This is a genomic window from Spirochaetota bacterium, from assembly GCA_004297825.1.
Classification (GTDB): domain Bacteria; phylum Spirochaetota; class UBA4802; order UBA4802; family UBA5368; genus FW300-bin19.
Window position 1 is genome coordinate 13777 of sequence record SCSX01000010.1, and the last position, 18673, is coordinate 32449.

The following is an 18673-nucleotide window of genomic DNA, read 5'->3' on the forward strand; positions in this document are numbered from 1 at the left end:
AATCTGGACCTTTGGTTTTACTATCGGCCCGATGCCACTATTAATTGAGGAATAAATATTTTAATTGCATATTCGGGCGGACGATGGTAGCTTATGAAAACCGGACGGGATTTTCCGAAACCTCGCAGCGAATAAGTGTTGAATTTATGGATGAAAATAAAGAAAAGGCTCTGAAAGTCGTCAAATCCATCAAGGCCCTTGAAGGCGTGATCAAGACAAGCCGAAGCCCGGAACAGAAAGCGCGGGTCAAGAAGGATATAGAAGCGCTGCGTGAAAAACTGGGTGAGATATACCCGAACACGGACCTGCAGGACCTGGAGCAGATGCTGGGCGCAGAGTTCATGGCTCCGCCGGCCCAGGCAAAAATCGATTTCACGCGCTTCCCCAGCCTTGTCGCCGTTGAAATGAAGCAGTTCTCGCCGTACAAGAGCGATGAGGATTTCAACATCGCGGCGAGCATCAAGACTCACTTCGAACAGAATATATGGGGAATTATCACCGAGCAGCACACGAAGCTCGATTATTCGAATTCCGGGGTTCGGGACGGACTCTACCGAAAACTCGATCAATGCGGGAGGGGACTCAACCAGTTCCAGCTCACCATCTCGGATATCGAGAAGACGAAGTCAACGGAATACAGCGGCCAGCTCACCCAAATGCGGATCAAGCAGGCGCGTATTTTCCTTTTCGAATTGAGCGAGTTTTTTAAAGCGGCGAAGACGCTCATAACCAGCTTGATTTCGGACGCCGAATTCGGCGGGACCATGGTGCTCAATCCCGATGATACGATAGAATACGCGCAGTACGAGGAAAACCACTTCTTCGAGGGCAAGACCGTGCTGGAGGCCCTCAAATACATGAAGGATTTCCTGGGTGAGGCCCTTCAGGTCATTAACGTTCCCGATATTAAAAAGGCCGATCGCTGACTTTTCCAAAATCGGCAGGCGGCGTGTTTTCATATTGACATATTTTAAAACCGGCTCAGCATAGCGTTTAAAATAACAGTTCCAGAGGTTGTGATGGCCCTTACCAAGATAGGCGGAGATGTCGCGAGCAATATAATCGGCGAAAATTCTTATTTTACGGGCAGATTCCTGATAAACGGGTCGCTTAAAATAGACGGCAGGTTCGAGGGCAAGTACCTGCAGGCGGACCAGCTTTATATCGGGACCACGGGCAAAATAAAGACGAACATCAACGCGGTCTCCGTCATCGTTGAAGGATTGGTGATCGGCAATATCAACGCATCAAGCCGCGTCCTGCTCATGCCCACGGCGAAGATATACGGCGACATCAAGACGCCGGAACTCATCATACAGAACGGTGTGATCCTCGAGGGGCGCTGCACCATTGCGAACGATTTAAAATCATCCGCGAAGGATCTTATCGAACTGGAATACGACAAGAACAAGCTTATTCCCGAGGAGTTTCTTGCACGGCAGTAGACTGGTCGCGGGGATCACGCTCGGTGATCCCGCTGGAATCGGCCCCGAGGTGGCCCTCGCTGCCGTAAATTCGCTTAACGATGATTCTATAAATTGCGTTCTTATCGGCCGGCAAGACGTGCTCGCCGGGAACCATCCCGGGCTTTTCTCGAACTACCGCGTACTTTCAAATGAGCAAGAGTTCGCATCGGTTCTTCCCGGCAAAAACTACCTCTACGACGTGCCCTCGGGCGATCCGGTGCCGGCGCCTGGACAGGGAAGCGTGCTTACCGGACTGGAATCCATGCGCTATATCGATGCCGCACTCGATTTGTGGAAAAAGAAAAAAATCGATTATATTGTCACCGGCCCCGTCAGCAAGGGATTGATCGGGAAAGCCGGTTTCCCGTTCACCGGGCACACCGAATACCTCGCGGACGCGCTCGGGGAGCGCGCCCCGTACATGATGATGCACTCGGAGGATTTCCGTGTGCTCCTGGTCACCACGCACGCCCCGCTGGATCGCGTTACGGGGATGATAACCGTCCAATCCATCCTGCAGACGATTCGCACCGGCCACAAGGCGATCCTGGCTATAGACGGCCGGAAGGGAAAGCTCGCGATCGCGGGTCTTGATCCCCATTGCGGGGATGACGGCGCTATAGGCGATTTTGACACGCGGGTGACGGCGGCGGCGGTCGCCGCCGCGCGCGAGGAGGGGGTGGATATCGAAGGTCCGATATCGGCAGATGCGCTGTTTGTCCCCGCACGGTGGAAGCGTTACAACCTCGCGATCGCGCACTACCACGACCAAGGCCTTATCCCCTTTAAGATGCTTGCGTTCGAGACCGGGGTAAACGTCACCCTGGGGCTCTCCATGACCAGGACCTCCGTCGATCACGGCACGGCCTTCGATATCGCGGGGAAGGGACGTGCGAGCTATACGAGCATGGTGAGCGCAATCCGGCTGGGTTTTAAACTGGAGACCGGCAGAAGGGGGTCGGGAAGCTGATCGTCGCCCGGTTCATCGCGAGATGAGCGCGACGATTCGCGCGCATGCATCGGCGGCGGCTGCATCGATGGAATCACCTTCGGCGGCCACGGTGTGTACCGTGTGCAGCGCGGTGCCGACACCGCGGACCTTCACGAGCAGTTTCAGGCGCGCGTGTGACGGGTACCGGCGAATCTCCTGGTGGGATTCATCTGAATAGGCGAACACCTCCCCGGGGGGCGCGATATCGATAATGACCAGATCGAGCCGGGAATGCTCCCCCAGGGTGATCTTTCCCTCCAGGCATCCCGTGAGGGCCTCCCCGAGCCCGGGCACCGACGCCGTTTCATGCGCAAACCTTACGGAGATGCGTGGACCTTCAAGCACGGCGGGACCATGCCGCGTACAGGCAAGCGCCGCCACGATTGAGAAAGCCATAAGCGCCGCCCGTATGCGCCGGTTCACGAGACTACGGCGCATGGCGCCGGAACAACAGGGTGTCTGCAGGGGCCGCATTGATTTAATAGTTCAGTGCGGTATTTTGGGGGCCGATATATAACTATGTAAAGATTTTTTCTCTTGCCCGCTTCGGGCCGGGGTCTCAATGTATTCATATACACCATGTGGTCAGGTTCTATACCGGCGATGGACAAAACGCTTCTCATAAAATCGGTTTTCCTGTTCATGTCCCTCTGGGGATTTACCATTGCATTCATGTGGTTCCGACCCCGGATCGAGGCTTTCTGGAAGGTGATCGCCACGCTCATCTTCCTGTTTTACCTGTGGTTTTTCTGGGAAAACCTCAACAGCGGATACGCGCTGTTTTTGCAGAACTGGTACACGGTGATTGTCGATTTCATCAAGGAAACGATCGCGCTCGTGTTCGTCAACCTCTTCCTCTTCTGGCCCCTCTCGCTGATAATACTTTTCTACAAGTCGGACGATATCGGCGCGGAGCGGCTCCTCCGGTTCATGTGCATCCTCACCCTGGCACTGTGGATACTTTTCGTGGCCTACGTATACTATGAAAAGGGCATCGACAGTTTCTTCTATGAAAAGCTGAAAGAATTCATTCCCGATGCGCGCTGAAAGCGTGATCCGGGAAGAATACGGGGATGTGAATGCCCGCCCTTCATAAGTATTCGGGGGTCCGATTCGCTTCAAGGCTTTGTGCGGTGCTTATCTTGTTACCATGCCTTGTATTCCAGGGAAGCGCGGCTTTTTCCCGGGAAAATTCCACCGGCCTTTACGAGCAGGGAGCAAACCTCGCGTTGCAGGGTAAAATCGACGATGCCATCGCCAGCTTTAAACGGTCCCTTGAGCTCAATCCGTATTACTCGAAGGCCCATTACGGCCTGGGAAAGGCATACCTGACCAGGGAAGGGCGGCTCGGGGATGCGGTGCGCCATCTCCGGCGCTCCGTGGAGCTCGATGCGAGAATGGCCTCTGCGCATTTTTACCTGGGGCTTGCATTCATGTTCCAGAGGAATTACGAGAAGTCCGTACATTCCTTCCAGCGCGCATACGATTACGATCCGGGGATGGTCGAGGCGCTCTACAACATCGCGTCGATCTACGACTACCTGGGGCTTGGTTACCAGGTAAAGATATTTTACGCCAAGTTCCTGCAGGAGAGCGCGGAATAAAAAAAGGGCGCGGATTTCATCCGCGCCCTTTTTTTATTAGATTACTCGGTTACAGTCTCGATGGTGGTCTGCGGCGGCAGAACGTCTACGAACACGGACAGGATGGCGGTATTTGAAACGTTGCCCATCTTATCCAGCGCCTTTGCTTCAATCAGGTGCTCACCGTTGTTCGCGAAGGCTATCTCGCCCTTGTAGGCTTCGAAATCGCCCTTGCCGTCTACGCGAACGAGAATCGCGGCGATGCCGGATTCGTTGTCCGTCCCGGCAACGCTGTACTTGTATTCGGTGGACGCTATATTTTTCCCGTCCTTGTTCACGAATTCCTTGTCGGCCTTGAGCTCGATCGAAGGCGCTACGTTGTCCATGAAGATCTTGATCGCGCCGTTCTTTATCTCGATATCCTTCCCGGCATCGTCAACAAGCTTGAGCGTAAAGTTTTCCGTAAGGTTGGTGACGTTGTCCATCGACTTTGCCTTGAGCTCGATATCGCCGTCGGTCAATATGCTGAAGCTGGTCACGTACTCGGAATACTCCTTGCCGTTGACCGAATAATCGGTCCGGCTGACGCCGGCGCCCGCATCCTTCGCCGTTACCGTAAACGCCATGGTCCTGGCTCCGAAATACTTGTCCCCAATCTTCATGATCGGCCTGTTCGACGTGATGACGACGTCCGGGGCCGTGTTGTCAATGATGACGCGGAACATCTTTTCGTCCTCGCGGTTGCCCAGCTTGTCGGTCGCGAAATAGGTAATCGTGTACTTGCCTTCCTGGTCGAGGGCGAACGGCTTGTCGTACGTCACGGCCTCGCCGCCGTTTACCTTGTACTCGGTCTTGTCGAGGAGGATGTTGTCGCTCGTGTTCAGCTTGAAGCTGACCTTGGAGTTGGCATAGGTGTTAAGCCCGTCATAGAAGGCTTTCGCCTGAAGGGTGACGGTGCCCGCCTTCACGTTCTCGTCCTTGGGGACTTCGACCGTTTCGATCTTCTCGTCACCGGCCATGTCCTCGGCCTTTTTCTCTTCCTTGACATCGGCCTTCTTTTCTTCTTTTGCGTCGGCCTTTTTTTCTTCGGCCGGTTTGGCGGCATCTTTCGCCGGTTCAACCTTGTCCTGGGCGACGGTTATGGAAGTAATGAAAATAGCGAAAGAAAAACACACGCATACGCTCAAAAACCTTTTAAGCATAGGAAAACCTCCCTCATTGATGTTTATTCGCATAATTTATAGTACATTCATGTACTTGTATATCAGCCCCGGACGGGCGGTGTGATACGATAAAATTCGTGTCCCGGACTTAATAGGGGTGATGTTACTAACGATTTTTTTGTTGTCAATAGATATTTGGCATTATTTAGTTTAAAAATGTTGAACGGGACCGGCCGAAAGAGATTTCTTGCCCGTCAGGGAGCGCTTCTATTCGTGCTTGCGCTTGCCGCGGGATGCGCACGCATGAGCATCCTGACACCGGGCTCCGTGTTACGCGAAATGGACCGGCTCGCCGGGCGTTTGGCCTCCGCCCCGGGGGATTTCAGCGTCATCCAGGGCGAGAAGGTGGGAGCAAGCGGATATTACTACGTGCTGGACGAAAATGGGCGTATTATCAGTCATCCGCAAAAGGCCCTCCTGGGTTTCGGTTTCCGGGAAAATTCGCTCTATAAGGCGATTCATGAACGCGGGCGCGGATGCGCCAGGCAGAAGCTTGGCAGCGAGGATAAGCTGGTTTTCTTCGTGCCGATAAAGAAGCTCGGTTTTCTATGCCTCTCGGTCTCGGTATCGGACCTCACGGGGGACGATATTCGCTGCGGCGACCTCAAATAGCGCCGGTTTAAGCCGCCGATACGCCGCAGGCCCCACGGGATACGCCGGGTAATAATACGCGCTCCCGTTTAAGCGTGGACAATCGCCCTTCAGCGCGATCGTCCCGTACGCGCATCAGATCATTATCCCTTCCGGCCTCTGGGCAGGCGCGCGCTCCGGTACCGGCGTGCCCTCGATCGCCCCCTCGATGCTCATGAGCAGGATGCGCGGGCGTTCATCGTCGCCCGTTCGCGTAAAGGTCAGCTTGATCACGGATACGCCTTTCGCGGACTTGACATCGAAGACGAGCACCACGAGCGCCCGCGCGCCGCCGGTCTGCGCGCTCCACGATGTGAGCGAATGCGATACGGGATTGCCATACGCCTTGCCGAAATTCTTCAGCATGGAAGTATAATTATCCTTGGAGGTGGATTCGAGGAACCCGGGATGCAGCAGATGGGAGGATTCATCGTATTTTCCCTGGCCGACGAGCTCGAACCAGCGCGCCGATTCCTTGAGCGCCTCGTCACGCTCCCCGGTGAGGGAACATCCGGTCGAAAGCAATAGGATCCAGGCGGCCAGGAGCGCGGTAGGCAGCGTTTTCGGGGCGACGTGCCTCAGTATCATAACGACCTCCGGCTTTTTCTCTGATAGCGGCTGGAAGAAAAATATATAGTATGCGTACGATCGATCAATCGTTCTTGATGATGCCGGTTATCGGTTCATCGCTGGTCGGCCTGGGATGTTTCTTCGCATGCGACTTGCCGTAGACGTAATAGATAACGAACCCGATAAGCATCCACACGATGAGACGGAGCCAGGTGTCGTAAGGGAGCGAGGCCATTTGGGCAAGCGAAAGCAGCGCGCCGAGCACCGGGACGAGCGGGACGAACGGTGTTCTAAAAGGACGTTTCATTCTCGGGTGCGTTTTCCTGAGTACGGGCACGCTCACGCACACAATAACGAAGGCGAGGAGCGTTCCGATGTTGACCATTTCCGCGAGAATACCTATAGGAAAAAGCCCGGCGAAGAACATCGCAGCAAGCCCGATGATAATAGTGATGATATAGGGGGTGCGGAACCGCGTGTGCACGCGCGAGAATATCCTGGGGAGCAATTTATCCCGGGACATAGTAAAAAATATCCTGGATTGACCGTAAAGGAGAACGAGCACCACCGAGCTCAGTCCCGCGATTGCACCCACCTTGATGAAGGGCCTCAGCCAGAAAAGCGATTCCCCGGCGCTGTCGATGCCTATGGCGATGGGGTTCGGGACTGCGAGCTGCGAGTAGTTGACCATGCCGGTAAGGACGAAGGCGACCAATATGTAGAGGATCGTGGCGACGGCGAGCGAGCCGAGGATCCCGATGGGCATGTCGCGCTGTGGGTTCTTGACTTCCTGCGCGGCCGTCGAGATTGTATCGAAGCCGATATAGGCGAAGAAGATAAACCCGGCGCCGCGCAAGATGCCGCTCCAGCCGAAGTGGCCGAATTCGCCCGTGTTTTGTGGAATGAACGGGACGTAGTTATCCATGTTGATGAACGAGAATCCGAAGCCTATGAAAAGCAGGATTACCGCGATCTTAATGATAACGATGGCGTTGTTGAAGCGCGCCGATTCCCTGATGCCTATCACCAGGAGCAGCGTGCAGGCACCAATGATCAGCATGGCGGGGAGGTTCATGATCGCGCCCGTTGTCTGCCATCCCAGCGCGGGGTCGTGCACCAGGGGCGCGCTTGATAAATACGATGGTATGATTATGCCGAAGTCCCCAAAAAAGCTTGTCATGTAGCCCGACCATCCCACCGCCACGGAGGAGGCGCCGAACAGGTATTCGAGTATGAGGTCCCAGCCGATGATCCATGCGAAGAGCTTGCCGAGCGTCGCGTACGCATAGGTGTAGGCGCTGCCGGCGACCGGTATCATGGACGCGAACTCGGCGTAGCACAGGCCTGCAAAGGCGCACGCGAGGGCCGATATAACGAAGGAGAGTATGATCGCCGGTCCGGAGTACTGGGCCGCCGCCTGGCCGGTAACCACGAAAATGCCCGCCCCGACGATTACGCCGATTCCCAGCAGAACCAGGTGAACGGGCCCGAGCACACGCTTCAGGCTGTGCGCCTGGTCAAGGTGCGAATCGCTGATCAGTTCCTCGATCGGTTTCCTGGCGAGATGCTCTCTCAATCTTTTTTTCATGGGTGCCCGCTATGCGCCTCGTGGTCCCCCGATGATGAAAGAGGACATGGTCATGTCAAGACAATATTTGGAGGACCGGCGATCCGGATCACACGCGAATGGGCAGTATTACAATGGGAAGCCCCCGGTGATAAAAGCGCCGCTGAATCGCGAAGGCGGAATAGTTGTGGAGCCAGCGCGTAAAGAAGGAGTCCTCGGGAAATACCAGCTGTCCGGCGAAGAAGATCGCCTGTGGAAATTTTTCGAGTATCCCCGGCGCGACGGTGCAGGCTTCCTCGACTACGTCCACCGCGATGGACGTGAAGGCCTCGGCGTAATAGCCGTGTTTTTTCATGTACCGGACATAGCGCTCGCCCTGTTCCTGGATATGGCCCTTGAGCTGCTCTATTTCCTCGTTACCCTTGAAGACTCCAGAATCGATTACGCCGATCTGGACGAACACGAAATTCCGGTACATCTTGCCGAACAGCCTGATGATGGTGAAAAGCGTGTGAAGGCCCGTGCCCGAGAACCCGTTCACGAAAAGAACCGCCGTTTTTTCCTTGGGATTGCATACGGGGGATTCACCGGTTTCGGCGAAGCGCGCCTCGTCGGCTTCCGCGACCTCGACGAGGCCGCTCAGGCGTCCCAGCAGCTTGAAGGTTCGATTATAATGCTTTTTGATGAATACGGCGATCCCCACCACGGTGCCCGTGATGAAAATGGTGAGCCATCCGCCCTCGTTGAATTTTAATATCACCACCGACGTTAATATGAACGAGGTAAGTATCAGACCGATCCCGTTGATTGTAAGCTTTTTCTTCCACCCGCTTTCCTTTCCCCTCACCTGCCACCAGTGCCGCACCATGCCCAGTTGGGAAAGCGAAAAGGTGATGAATACATTGATGCTGTAGAATATGACAAGCAGTCTCACCGAACCGCCGGAATAAAGCATGAGTATGATCGCCGCGACGCCCATGATAAGGATCCCGTTCTGGGTGACAAGGCGGTCGTTGAGCGAAGCAAAACGGGTGGGTGCCCACCGGTCGAGGGCCATATTCGAAAGGACCCGTGGACCGTCGAGAAATCCGGTCTGTGCTGCGACGAAAAGAAGGGTTGCCTCGGACAGAAGCGTCAGGAGCACGAAGGCGTATCCCCATGACGCGGGCCAATCCGCGGCCATTCGTTCAAAGAGAATGGCGTTGAGGGTTTTTCCGGGGGTGTGTTCGACGTGAAAAAGAAGGTAAGCCACCATGAGGCCGGCGACGGTAACGGCGAGGGATACCGCCATGTAGTGCATGGTGCGGGTGGCGGTTTTTACCTTGGGATCCCTCAGGATGGGGATGCCGTTGGAGACCGCCTCGATGCCGGTAAAGGTGCCCGCCCCCATGCTGTAGGCACGCAGGATGAGAAAGATCATTCCGATCGTGCCCAGTTCGGAGCTCGTGCTCTGGACTTCGGCGACGGTGGCGCGTGCGACCTCGGGTATCGTGCCGGCATGAGAGACGATGGAGTAGATAATGGCGAATGCATGCGTGAAGAGAAACATGATAAATATAGGCACCAGCGGCACTACCGATTCCTTGACGCCCCGCAGGTTGAGCCAGATGAGAATTATAACGCCCGCTACCGCGATGGTGAGTTTGTAGGAGAGCCATTCGGGGGGAAGAAAGCTGAAGAGCGCATCGGCGCCGCTTGCGACCGACAGGGTGATAGTGAGCAGGTAGTCGATCAGCAGCGCGCTTCCCGAAACCATGCCCACGGTGGGCGTGAGAAGCTTGCTCGCGACCAGGTAGCCGCCGCCCCCCGTCGGGAAAAGCTCGATGATCTGGTGATAGCTCGCGCTGATGATGAAGATGGTAATAACCGTTCCCAGCGCGACAAAAACGGCCAGGTGTGTGTGTTTCCCCAGCGCGAGAAATGCCTCCTCCGGGCCGTAGCAGGACGAGGTAAGACCATCGGCCCCCAGGCCTACCCAGGCGAAAAACGCTATCAGCGACAACTTGTGAAAAATTGAAGGATCGGAAACGTTTCGGGAAGCTCCCATGAGGAGTTTCCTTGCACGTGAGAATATCTCGGATGAATTCATGTAAGTCCCCTTACGTGCAAGAAATTCGGGTACGGCTATAAGACCGCACTCGATTACGACGACATTGTATCCCGGCGGCAGATAGTGGAGAAGGTAATTTAGCACACCATAAGCGTCAAATCGTTTTTAGCGGCACAAAAAACCCGCTTCACCTTGGTGAAGCGGGTTTTTTGCAGTTCTTTCGGAAGCCGGATTTATAACGTCTGCAATAAAATGATCGGCACTGTAATCCGGCCGCCTTTACTGAGCGATCCTATTTCTCGGGGATCCTCATCATGTAGAACGAACGCCATACGAAGACTACGGCAAGGATGAACATGGGTATCGAGATATAGGGACCATAATTGGTGGTACCTGCTTCCTTCGCATGCACCGCCATCTCGATCGCGATCTCCGTGGCTAAAAGGCCAAACAGGGTCGAGAACTTGATGATCGGGTTAAGGGAAACCGATGAAGTGTCCTTGAAGGGATCGCCCACCGTGTCGCCGATAACCGCGGCTTCGTGAAGCGAGGTGTTCTTGGCTTTCAGGTCAACCTCGACGACCTTCTTCGCGTTGTCCCATGAGCCGCCGGCATTCGCCATATAGATGGCCTGGAAGAGGCCGAAGCATGCTATGGAAATGAGATAGGATACGAAGAAATTGGGATCCAGGAACGCGAAGGCAAGGGTGAACGACATGAGGGCTATGAAGATGTTCCACATGCCCTTCTGAGCGTACTGGGTGCAGATCTTGACGACCATCTTGGAGTCCTCGATGTCCGCTTCCTTCTTGTTCAGGTCGAAATTTTTCTTGATGAACTCGACCGCGCTGTAGGCGCCGGTGGTGACCGCCTGCATGGATGCGCCACAGAACCAGTATACCACCGCGCCGCCGCAGATGAGGCCGAGAAGAACGGGGGCGTCGGTAAGGCTGACCTGGAGCATGCCCTTGCTCTTGAGGAGCAGGATGATCGAGAAAATCATGGTCGTGGCTCCCACGACTGCCGTTCCGATAAGAACCGGCTTCGCGGTCGCTTTAAAGGTGTTGCCCGCGCCGTCATTGGACTCGAGGTAGAACTTGCCGAGCTCGAAGTCGGGCTCGAAACCGAAATTCTTCTTGATGTCTTCCTTGATGCCGGGGATCGACTCGATCTGCGAAAGCTCGAAGATCGACTGCGCGTTGTCGGTTACGGGGCCGTAGCTGTCGACCGCGATGTTAACCGGACCCATGCACAGGAATCCGAAGGCCACAAGGCCGAAGGCGAAGATGGACGGGTAGTTGATGACTTCCCAGGGAATGTAAAGGCTGACCGAATAAGCGCCGGCCATGAGGCCCACTATCAACATGCCCATGTAGAAGGCGCTGAAGTTACCTGCGACGATACCGGAAAGGATGGTCAGCGAGGCGCCGCCTTCGCGGGAAGCCGTCACGATTTCATTGACGTGCTTCGATTTCGCGCTGGTGAACACCTTGGTGAACTCGGGTATGAGCACCGCGGCGAGCGTACCGCAGCTTATGATGAGGGCGAGCTGCCACCACACATGGGATGCGTCAATGCCCTTGATGGTGAGGTCGCTGATAAGCAGGTAGCTGCCCAAAAACGATATGCTGATGCAAAGGATGGCTGCGATCCAGATGAGGCGCATGAGCGGCTCTTCGAAATCGAATTCCTTCTTTCCTTTGTACTTGGCTGCCGAAATCCCCTGGTTGATGAAGTATGCCAGGCCGGAGCAGAAGTCCATGATAAAGCGCATGGCGAAAATCCAGACGATGAGCTTGCCCTGGATGGCTTCCTTCGCCTCGACATCACCTACAACGGCGAGGGTGATGAAGGAGATGAGGGCAACGCCGGTCACGCCGTAGGTTTCGAAACCGTCGGCCGTGGGTCCTACGCTGTCGCCCGCGTTGTCACCGGTACAGTCGGCGATAACACCGGGGTTGCGCGGATCGTCTTCCTTGACCTTGAAGACGATCTTCATGAGGTCGGATCCGATGTCGGCGATCTTCGTGAAGATACCCCCTGCGATACGAAGGGCGGACGCGCCCAGGGACTCGCCTATGGCGAAGCCGAGGAAGCAGTATCCGACCACGTCACGGGGTACGAACAGGAGAATGATGACCATCATGATAAGCTCGAGAGAGATGAGGAACAGGCCCACGCTCATACCGGCGCGGAGCGGAATGTTCACCACGTCCCAAGGCTTGCCGGCGAGAGAGGCGAATGCCGTGCGGGCGTTGGCAAAGGTGTTGATGCGGATGCCGTACCACGCAACCGCGTACGAACCGCCCATACCGACGACCGAGAACAGGAGGACCAGCAGCAATGTGGGAACGGATTCTCCCTTCAACACGATGAAATAGAAGGTCATTGCGGCGGCGATAAAGGCGAACAGCATGAGGAGGAACTTTCCCTGCTGGATGAGGTACGTCTTGCAGGTCTGGAAAATGATCTCCGCGACCTTCAGCATGGATTCATGGGATCTAACCTTTTTAATCTGATGCCGTAAGAATAAGCTGATGCCGAGCGTACCGGCAATCACCATGGCGCCCCAGAAAAGCAGGTCCCAGGGTTTGATGCCACCCAACAAGTTATAGGGAGCGCCCTTGTGCAAGTCGGGTATGGCAAGGTCTGCCTCGCTGGCCAGTACTGCGGCAGCGGGAAGCAGGACCATGCCCAACGTCAACACGATCCGTTTTAAACTCTTCATAGTAACCTTTACCTCTAAACTTTTATAATAAAAAAGCCGGTGCGGCGTATGCCGATACTATCGCTTGAGTTCTGATTATCCTGGTTTTGTGTTGGAGACTTCTTGTTTGACCGGGGGCGTCTTACCGGTTTTCTCCGCCTTCGTAAGGGGGCAGATAAACAAATTCTTCATCGGTACCATGAGGTGCATTGTAAAACCCTCCGGGGCCTGACGTTTGTAATGCGTGAAAACGATGCCATGGGGCCCCCGTGCTTCAAGCGCATTGCTTCGAGTGCGGAACTTGACTGGCGCGATGGCTCATTGGAATTGTAACCGTGCTCCTGGTATTCGGTGAAATTCTATATATAATCGTGCGTACCATATCAGAACGGTCGTATCGGACAATATCTATGGTCCCGCTGGGAAAAATCGCGAGTCCGGACGATATCGATGCTGGTTTCTTTGTTCGCATAAGGCTGTTCAAAATGCCTTCTTTCGCCCACTACAATAAAGCGATACCTTTTTTGCAAGTGATTTTCTGGGCCCGGGTCAATTATTACCCTGAGAGGGGGCGGGAATCGATAATCGAAGGCGCGCAAGCGCTTGCGCGCCTTCTAAAAGAAGATAATGGTAATTATGATAAATACAACCACGAGTACGGGGATTGAATACTTGAACATGTAGCCGAAAAAGCTCGGCATCCTGACTCCGGCGCTCTCGGCGATCGATTTAACCATGAAATTCGGGGCGTTGCCGATATACGTATTCGCCCCCATGAATACCGCACCCGCGGAGATTGCGGCCAGGTACTGTGCCTTTTCCGCAATGAGGAGCGTGACGGCCTGGGGCTCGGGCATCCCCGCGTAGAATTTGCCCAGGGCGGTATTGTAAAAGGTCAGGTAGGTGGGGGCATTGTCCAGGAAGCTCGAGAGCCCTCCCGCGGCCCAGAAATAGTGCGCCGGCGTGTCGACCGACTTGATGAGAAACGCAAGCGCACCATGCTCGCCTGCCAGGAGGATCGCGATGGCCGGAATAATGGTCATGAAAATGCCCGCGAAGAGCCAGGCGACCTCCGTCATGGGGCCCCAGCTGAACTCGTTCCGCCGCCTGATCTCCCTGTTCGTGGTCAGGATCGACAAGCATCCGAAGAGCACCAGGGCGGCGTCCCTGACGAGATTCGCCCAGGACTGGCTGACCGCGCCGGGGAAGACCGATACGCTTCCCATCTGTTCCTGGAACATGCCGCTGAATAACACCGCGCCCACGACCCCTCCCAGGAAAATGAAATTATGGGCACCTTCAACGGCAAGCGGCTCCCGCTCCTTTTCCGCCGATCGCAGAGTATCTTCCTTTCGATAGTAGAAGGTATCGAGGGCATAATAGACGGCGAGCACCAGCCCGGTTGCAAGGGCTGCGTGGGGGAGCAGCTTGAGGGTCCAGAAGAAGGGCACCCCGTGCAGGAAGCCCAGGAACAGGGGCGGGTCTCCGAGGGGTGTCAGCGAGCCGCCGATATTGCCTACAAGGAAGATGAAGAAAACGACGGTGTGGGCCCTGTGTTTTCGCCACGCGTTCGATCTTAATAAAGGTCGAATGAGGAGCATCGAAGCGCCGGTCGTGCCGATCCACGAGGCGAGCAGCGCGCCCGCGAGCAATATTACAGAGTTGACCGCGGGACTCCCCTTCAGGCTTCCCTTCACGTGAATACCGCCCGCGATCGTGTACAGCGACCAAAGCAGGACGATGAAAGGTATGTAATCGATCACGTAGATGTGAATGATTTTATCGAGAGCCGGGAGCCCGTAGGCCGCCAGGAACGGCGCGGCGAAAATGAGAGCCCAGAAGGCGGAAACCTTCGCGAAGTGGCGCTCCCAGAAATGGGGAGCGAGCAGCGGGAACAGCGCGATCGAGAGCAGAATCCCTATGAAAGGAATCACGGACCAGAGCGGGAGCATCGATCCGAGATCCCGGTTCCCGTCGTGCGACCGAATCTCCGCGCCGGCCGCCCGCGCGCCGTCGATGCCGGTTGTGGTGAGGGACGTCCCGGTCCCTTGCGCGGCGGCAATGGAGGGGATAATTGAGAGTACGAGCAAAAGTGCGCATATCGCGATGGCCGATCTATTCATTGATATCCCTGATTTCTATTAGCGCGTCCGATTTAATTTCGGGGAATGATCGGTCGAATGATTCGATATGTAAAGACGATTTTTCGAACCGAATGGATTTAACCCCGAACGGAGCGATTTCTATTTTTTCCCGGGGCAGTGGTCCATTATTGGTCTTGACAAGCCGTAAAGCCGGGATTCTCCTACAGCTTTGATGCAAAGCCGTCCATATGCCGCACGCGAGGTGCACAGGTGATTGATCTGCAGACGTTTGTTCCCTTTTTCGAGACCTATGGCTACGCGGCGGTCTTCGGCATTCTCCTCCTGTGCGGGTTTGGACTGCCCGTCCCCGAGGATATTTCCCTGGTTTCCGGCGGTATCATCGCGGGCCTTGGATTCGCCAATGTGCATTTCATGGTGGCGGTGGGCCTGGCGGGCGTACTCATAGGCGATTCGGTCATGTTTAACCTGGGCAGGCATTTTGGCGAACGGTTCCTTGCGGTCGGATGGGTGAGGCGCGTTCTCACCCCGGAACGCTTCGAGGGCATACGCAACTGGCTTTTCAAATACGGACGCTGGCTCCTCTTCGCGGCCCGCTTTATGCCGGGACTCAGGGCGGGCGTTTTCCTGACGGCGGGGATCACGCGGTTCGTTTCGTATCCCGTTTTCATCCTGATCGATGGTTCGGCGGCCGTGATCAGCGTTCCCGTCTGGGTATACCTGGGCTACTTCGGGGCGAGCAGGAAGGAATGGCTCATGGAATGGATGTCCAGAAGCCAGCTTGCGTTCCTTGCGATAATGCTGGTCATCGTCATCGTACTGGTCATCGTAACCATGGTGAAGCGCAGGATAAAAGTGTTCACCGAAGAGATCGAGGATGACGGCGCCTGAAGCGTATCGGCCCCCCTCCTATATCCATCCATTAAGGTGTATCTTTTCACGGGTGAAACGCTGTGAGGGCGGTTTTTGTTCGGCCGGGTGTCCGATGGGAACGAGCGAAAACGGTATTACATGAGGCGGGATGCCGAGCAGATCCCTGAGCCCCGTAACCCTTTCCTCGCGGGGGAATACCCCGAGCCAGACGGCCCCGAGCCCCAGCGATTGCACCGCGATGAGTATGTTTTCGGTCGCGGCGGCGCAATCCTGAACCCAATAGCCCTTGTGGGTCTCGAGCGTGGGATCGGCACAGACGAGGATCGCGACGGGTACCTCGCGGATCATGAGGGAATGGGGATGTATCTGCGGCACCCGGTCAAGAAGGGCCCTGTCCCGTATCACCACGAAGTGCCAGGGCTGCTGGTTTCCCGCGGAAGGGGCGCTCATGGCTGCCTTGAGTATCTCCTCGATCGTGCCTTCGTCCACCGGCTCGCTTGAAAATTTGCGAATGCTCCGCCTTGATAAAATCGCTTCCAAAGCCTGCATAAAGTCCCTCCTTCCAACCGATGGCCGCATATAGTATAGCACGCGGGGATGGTCAAGCAAATCACGAAAAATCGATGATGATCTTGTGCGCGGCGTGGAATTGACCGATTATATGGAAGAAGGACGCACCCGTTGAAGGGGCGCAAGGTTCGAGGTATCCTTGCCATATGGCAGACAGGCTTATATCCCTTATAAAAAAACACGCCGGCCTGGCGATACTCCTGGCCGTAATCGCGGTCGCGGTCCTCGCGTACCAGCGTGGAATGCTTACGGAAAACATGGGCAGGACCATGCGCGAACGGCTCGAGCCCTTCGTAACGCGGATATTTTCCCTGTACCGGGAGGCGATTCTATTACAGAGGGATAATGTCGCGGGACGGATCAAAAAAGCCCCCTCCGCGGAGAAGGAAGAGGGAGGGCAGGGCCAGATTGACCGGCCGGGGACCGATACAACCCGATCCACGATCGCACGGGAGAAGACGTCCAGGGCGCCGGTGGAATCCGAGAAGCCGATAATCCGTTCGATCGGGGATCGCTACCGCAATCTCAAGCTCACCCTGGCGGGAGAAGATGAAACGCTCCCTGCATCCAGGCCCGGGGATATCGTGTATCACGGGTCTCGCGATTATATGAAGATCGCCCTGACCTTCGACGCGGGGAACACGGGCGGAAACAGCGCGTACTATAACCGCCTGGTCGATTACCTGTCCGATATGCGTGTTCCGGCGACGTTCTTCCTGACGGGTGAATTCATTGAAATGCATCCGGATATATCGGCGAAAATTGCCGCAACGCCCCTTTTCGAGATAGGCAACCACTCCCACAGCCACCCGAACCTCTCGAAGCAAAAGGCCGATTCAGTGAAAGCTGAAATAGGCCGGGTGCAGGATTCGCTCCTGCGGCTTACGGGATATCACGCGGTCCTGTTCCGTCCCCCCTATGGCGAGTTCAACGATACGGTAGTCGGGATCGCGCGCTCCCTGGGGATGATTCTGGTCATGTGGGATGTCTCTCCCCAGGACTATCAGAATCTGCCCGGGGGGCAGATAGCCCGCGTGGTGCTCGACGGGGCGACAAACGGCTCCATCGTACTGATGCATATGAGGGGGGACAGCACCGGAACGATCGAGGCCCTCCCCGCGATAGTCGACGGGCTTCGCGCAAGGGGGTACGTATTAACCACGGTGACGGGACTGCTCAGGGGCGGACAGCCCCGGGCGCGCATACTCCCCGTGACAGCCGCCAGGGGGACGGGCGCCGATACGCTTCGTTATGAATAAAGCCGGGATATATTCAGGAATAAATAATGCAGTAGTGAATGAACGGGCGCGCGCGTTCAAGCGAAATTGTGCGCGGAACCTTTCAGCGATCCGGAAATTCGGGGGCCTGGGGCGTGTGGTTACCACGATCGCGGGCAGGCATGCGGTAGTTATCGGCGCCGGTCCTTCCCTGGACGCGTCCCTTTCCGGTCTGCAAGCCTGTGCCGGAAATCCGGAAATATGCCTGATCGCCGCGGACATGGCCCTCCTTCCCCTGCGTGCCGCGGGGGTGAGGCCCGATTTCGTGATATCCTGCGAATCGACGCCCACCCCCTATTTTCGAGGGATATTGACGGGCGACCTTCACCTGCTCGCGTTCAGTTGCATATCACCCCATAACCTGGCACAGTGGGAGGGGGATATTTCCTTCTATAACTGGATGATCAAGGGCGACATGTATGAAGAGCTCTGGCGCACGGCAGGGGAAGACCTGGGATTCGTGGCCACGGGCAGCGTCGTCCTGAGCCAGGCGGTTTCGATAGTGCTCGGGTGCGCGGTGAAATCGCTCCTCCTGGTGGGAAACGACCTGGCCTACGGGAAATCATATTACGCGCATGGGACGCGGGCCGCCGAAAGGTTCGTGAGGACGTCTACCAGGATTCTCCCCCCGGAAAGCGCCGAATTCGGCGTCATACGCGCGAACCGGGCCTTCGCGATCACGCGCCAGGGGGCCGTGTATCATACCAATAACCAGTTCCTTTCCGCTCGGTACTGGTTTGAAGAGTTATTCAAGTCGGCCAGTGTGCCGATATATGATAGTAGCGTACCGGGGGTGAGCCCCTCGGCGGCGCGGAAGTTGAAATGCGGGGAGTACCTCGAGTTGATCGGGGTTATTGGGGGGCGGTGATGGTGACGCTGCATAAATTGAGCGGAGAGGAATTCATGCTGAACGAGAATCTTATCGAGACCCTCGAGGCCAGGCCGGACACCGTGGTTACGCTCCTTAACGAGCGCAAGTATCTCGTGAAGGAATCGGTCGCCGAGATCGCGGGCATAATCGCCGGGTACCAGCGATCGGTGTTCGGGGCCGGAAAAAAGTGAAC

18 protein-coding genes are annotated in these 18673 nt (G+C 56.0%); 10 read left to right on the forward strand and 8 right to left on the reverse strand.

The features are described from left to right. Positions 1–146 precede the first annotated feature (146 nt). The 3 genes from EPN93_01340 (at position 147) to pdxA (ending at position 2436) form a co-directional block, all read left to right on the forward strand. Positions 147–926, forward strand: a complete 780-nt coding sequence (locus EPN93_01340) for a hypothetical protein (GenBank protein ID TAL39434.1) — start codon at positions 147–149, stop codon at positions 924–926. A gap of 93 nt (positions 927–1019) precedes the next feature. Beyond that, a complete protein-coding gene (locus tag EPN93_01345) occupies positions 1020–1445 on the forward strand; it encodes a polymer-forming cytoskeletal protein (GenBank protein TAL39435.1) in 426 nt (141 codons plus the stop codon). Next, positions 1381–2436 (forward strand): 4-hydroxythreonine-4-phosphate dehydrogenase PdxA, encoded by a 1056-nt coding sequence (gene pdxA / locus EPN93_01350; protein TAL39436.1) that lies wholly within the window; start codon positions 1381–1383, stop codon positions 2434–2436. The genes EPN93_01345 and pdxA overlap by 65 nt, the downstream gene beginning before the upstream one ends. A 12-nt stretch (positions 2437–2448) precedes the next feature. Here pdxA and EPN93_01355 read toward each other — a convergent pair whose 3' ends face one another. Then, on the reverse strand, positions 2449–2853 hold the full coding sequence (locus tag EPN93_01355; GenBank protein TAL39437.1) for a hypothetical protein: 405 nt from the start codon (positions 2851–2853) through the stop codon (positions 2449–2451). 207 nt (positions 2854–3060) lie between these two features. Here EPN93_01355 and EPN93_01360 point away from each other — a divergent pair, with 207 nt between their 5' ends. Together EPN93_01360 and EPN93_01365 are read left to right on the forward strand one after the other, a co-directional pair. After that, a complete protein-coding gene (locus tag EPN93_01360) occupies positions 3061–3504 on the forward strand; it encodes a hypothetical protein (GenBank protein TAL39438.1) in 444 nt (147 codons plus the stop codon). A gap of 32 nt (positions 3505–3536) precedes the next feature. Next, positions 3537–4061 (forward strand): tetratricopeptide repeat protein, encoded by a 525-nt coding sequence (locus EPN93_01365; protein TAL39439.1) that lies wholly within the window; start codon positions 3537–3539, stop codon positions 4059–4061. A 41-nt stretch (positions 4062–4102) separates the two neighbouring features. Here the strand turns inward: EPN93_01365 and EPN93_01370 are convergent, their stop codons facing one another. Beyond that, the gene (locus EPN93_01370; protein TAL39440.1) at positions 4103–5242 is read right to left on the reverse strand and encodes a hypothetical protein; all 1140 of its coding nucleotides are present in this window, start codon (positions 5240–5242) and stop codon (positions 4103–4105) included. A gap of 264 nt (positions 5243–5506) precedes the next feature. Here EPN93_01370 and EPN93_01375 point away from each other — a divergent pair, with 264 nt between their 5' ends. Next, positions 5507–5875 (forward strand): hypothetical protein, encoded by a 369-nt coding sequence (locus EPN93_01375; protein TAL39441.1) that lies wholly within the window; start codon positions 5507–5509, stop codon positions 5873–5875. A 114-nt stretch (positions 5876–5989) separates the two neighbouring features. Here EPN93_01375 and EPN93_01380 read toward each other — a convergent pair whose 3' ends face one another. From EPN93_01380 to EPN93_01400, 5 genes are all read right to left on the reverse strand, one after another. Continuing rightward, positions 5990–6481: a hypothetical protein gene (locus EPN93_01380; protein ID TAL39442.1), complete on the reverse strand. Its 492-nt coding sequence runs from the start codon at positions 6479–6481 to the stop codon at positions 5990–5992. Positions 6482–6545: 64 nt separating this feature from the next. After that, positions 6546–8051: an amino acid permease gene (locus EPN93_01385; protein TAL39443.1), complete on the reverse strand. Its 1506-nt coding sequence runs from the start codon at positions 8049–8051 to the stop codon at positions 6546–6548. An 88-nt stretch (positions 8052–8139) separates the two neighbouring features. Continuing rightward, the gene (locus EPN93_01390; GenBank protein ID TAL39444.1) at positions 8140–10119 is read right to left on the reverse strand and encodes an APC family permease; all 1980 of its coding nucleotides are present in this window, start codon (positions 10117–10119) and stop codon (positions 8140–8142) included. Positions 10120–10372: 253 nt separating this feature from the next. Beyond that, on the reverse strand, positions 10373–12808 hold the full coding sequence (locus EPN93_01395) for a sodium-translocating pyrophosphatase (protein TAL39445.1): 2436 nt from the start codon (positions 12806–12808) through the stop codon (positions 10373–10375). Between the two features lie 593 nt (positions 12809–13401). Further along, entirely contained in the window at positions 13402–14910 is a 1509-nt protein-coding gene (locus EPN93_01400; protein ID TAL39446.1) for a sodium:proton antiporter, read from the reverse strand. A gap of 234 nt (positions 14911–15144) precedes the next feature. On the opposite strand from EPN93_01400, the gene EPN93_01405 reads away from it, so the two are divergent. Beyond that, complete coding sequence (locus tag EPN93_01405) at positions 15145–15780, forward strand: DedA family protein (GenBank protein ID TAL39486.1); 636 nt, start codon at positions 15145–15147, stop codon at positions 15778–15780. An 18-nt stretch (positions 15781–15798) separates the two neighbouring features. Here the strand turns inward: EPN93_01405 and EPN93_01410 are convergent, their stop codons facing one another. Further along, a complete protein-coding gene (locus EPN93_01410) occupies positions 15799–16311 on the reverse strand; it encodes a nitroreductase family protein (GenBank protein TAL39447.1) in 513 nt (170 codons plus the stop codon). Positions 16312–16478: 167 nt separating this feature from the next. Here EPN93_01410 and EPN93_01415 point away from each other — a divergent pair, with 167 nt between their 5' ends. Genes EPN93_01415 through EPN93_01425 form a run of 3 tightly spaced genes read left to right on the forward strand, consistent with a single transcriptional unit; the run spans position 16479 to position 18671 of the window. After that, positions 16479–17591: a polysaccharide deacetylase family protein gene (locus EPN93_01415; GenBank protein TAL39448.1), complete on the forward strand. Its 1113-nt coding sequence runs from the start codon at positions 16479–16481 to the stop codon at positions 17589–17591. After that, positions 17584–18477 (forward strand): DUF115 domain-containing protein, encoded by an 894-nt coding sequence (locus tag EPN93_01420; GenBank protein ID TAL39449.1) that lies wholly within the window; start codon positions 17584–17586, stop codon positions 18475–18477. The genes EPN93_01415 and EPN93_01420 overlap by 8 nt, the downstream gene beginning before the upstream one ends. Further along, positions 18477–18671 (forward strand): flagellar protein, encoded by a 195-nt coding sequence (locus tag EPN93_01425; protein TAL39450.1) that lies wholly within the window; start codon positions 18477–18479, stop codon positions 18669–18671. Before EPN93_01420 ends, EPN93_01425 begins: the two co-directional genes overlap by 1 nt. The last annotated feature ends 2 nt before the right edge of the window (positions 18672–18673 follow it).

Excerpts from the sequence above, each read along its gene's own strand:
- EPN93_01340 (TAL39434.1), top strand. The coding sequence starts at position 147 with ATGGATGAAAATAAAGAAAAGGCTCTGAAAGTCGTCAAATCCATCAAG.
- EPN93_01345 (TAL39435.1), top strand. The coding sequence starts at position 1,020 with ATGGCCCTTACCAAGATAGGCGGAGATGTCGCGAGCAATATAATCGGC.
- EPN93_01355 (TAL39437.1), bottom strand. The coding sequence starts at position 2,853 with ATGGCTTTCTCAATCGTGGCGGCGCTTGCCTGTACGCGGCATGGTCCC.
- EPN93_01360 (TAL39438.1), top strand. The coding sequence starts at position 3,061 with ATGGACAAAACGCTTCTCATAAAATCGGTTTTCCTGTTCATGTCCCTC.
- EPN93_01365 (TAL39439.1), top strand. The coding sequence starts at position 3,537 with ATGCCCGCCCTTCATAAGTATTCGGGGGTCCGATTCGCTTCAAGGCTT.
- EPN93_01370 (TAL39440.1), bottom strand. The coding sequence starts at position 5,242 with ATGCTTAAAAGGTTTTTGAGCGTATGCGTGTGTTTTTCTTTCGCTATT.
- EPN93_01375 (TAL39441.1), top strand. The coding sequence starts at position 5,507 with ATGAGCATCCTGACACCGGGCTCCGTGTTACGCGAAATGGACCGGCTC.
- EPN93_01380 (TAL39442.1), bottom strand. The coding sequence starts at position 6,481 with ATGATACTGAGGCACGTCGCCCCGAAAACGCTGCCTACCGCGCTCCTG.
- EPN93_01385 (TAL39443.1), bottom strand. The coding sequence starts at position 8,051 with ATGAAAAAAAGATTGAGAGAGCATCTCGCCAGGAAACCGATCGAGGAA.
- EPN93_01390 (TAL39444.1), bottom strand. The coding sequence starts at position 10,119 with ATGAATTCATCCGAGATATTCTCACGTGCAAGGAAACTCCTCATGGGA.
- EPN93_01395 (TAL39445.1), bottom strand. The coding sequence starts at position 12,808 with ATGAAGAGTTTAAAACGGATCGTGTTGACGTTGGGCATGGTCCTGCTT.
- EPN93_01400 (TAL39446.1), bottom strand. The coding sequence starts at position 14,910 with ATGAATAGATCGGCCATCGCGATATGCGCACTTTTGCTCGTACTCTCA.
- EPN93_01410 (TAL39447.1), bottom strand. The coding sequence starts at position 16,311 with ATGCAGGCTTTGGAAGCGATTTTATCAAGGCGGAGCATTCGCAAATTT.
- EPN93_01415 (TAL39448.1), top strand. The coding sequence starts at position 16,479 with ATGGCAGACAGGCTTATATCCCTTATAAAAAAACACGCCGGCCTGGCG.
- EPN93_01420 (TAL39449.1), top strand. The coding sequence starts at position 17,584 with ATGAATAAAGCCGGGATATATTCAGGAATAAATAATGCAGTAGTGAAT.
- EPN93_01425 (TAL39450.1), top strand. The coding sequence starts at position 18,477 with ATGGTGACGCTGCATAAATTGAGCGGAGAGGAATTCATGCTGAACGAG.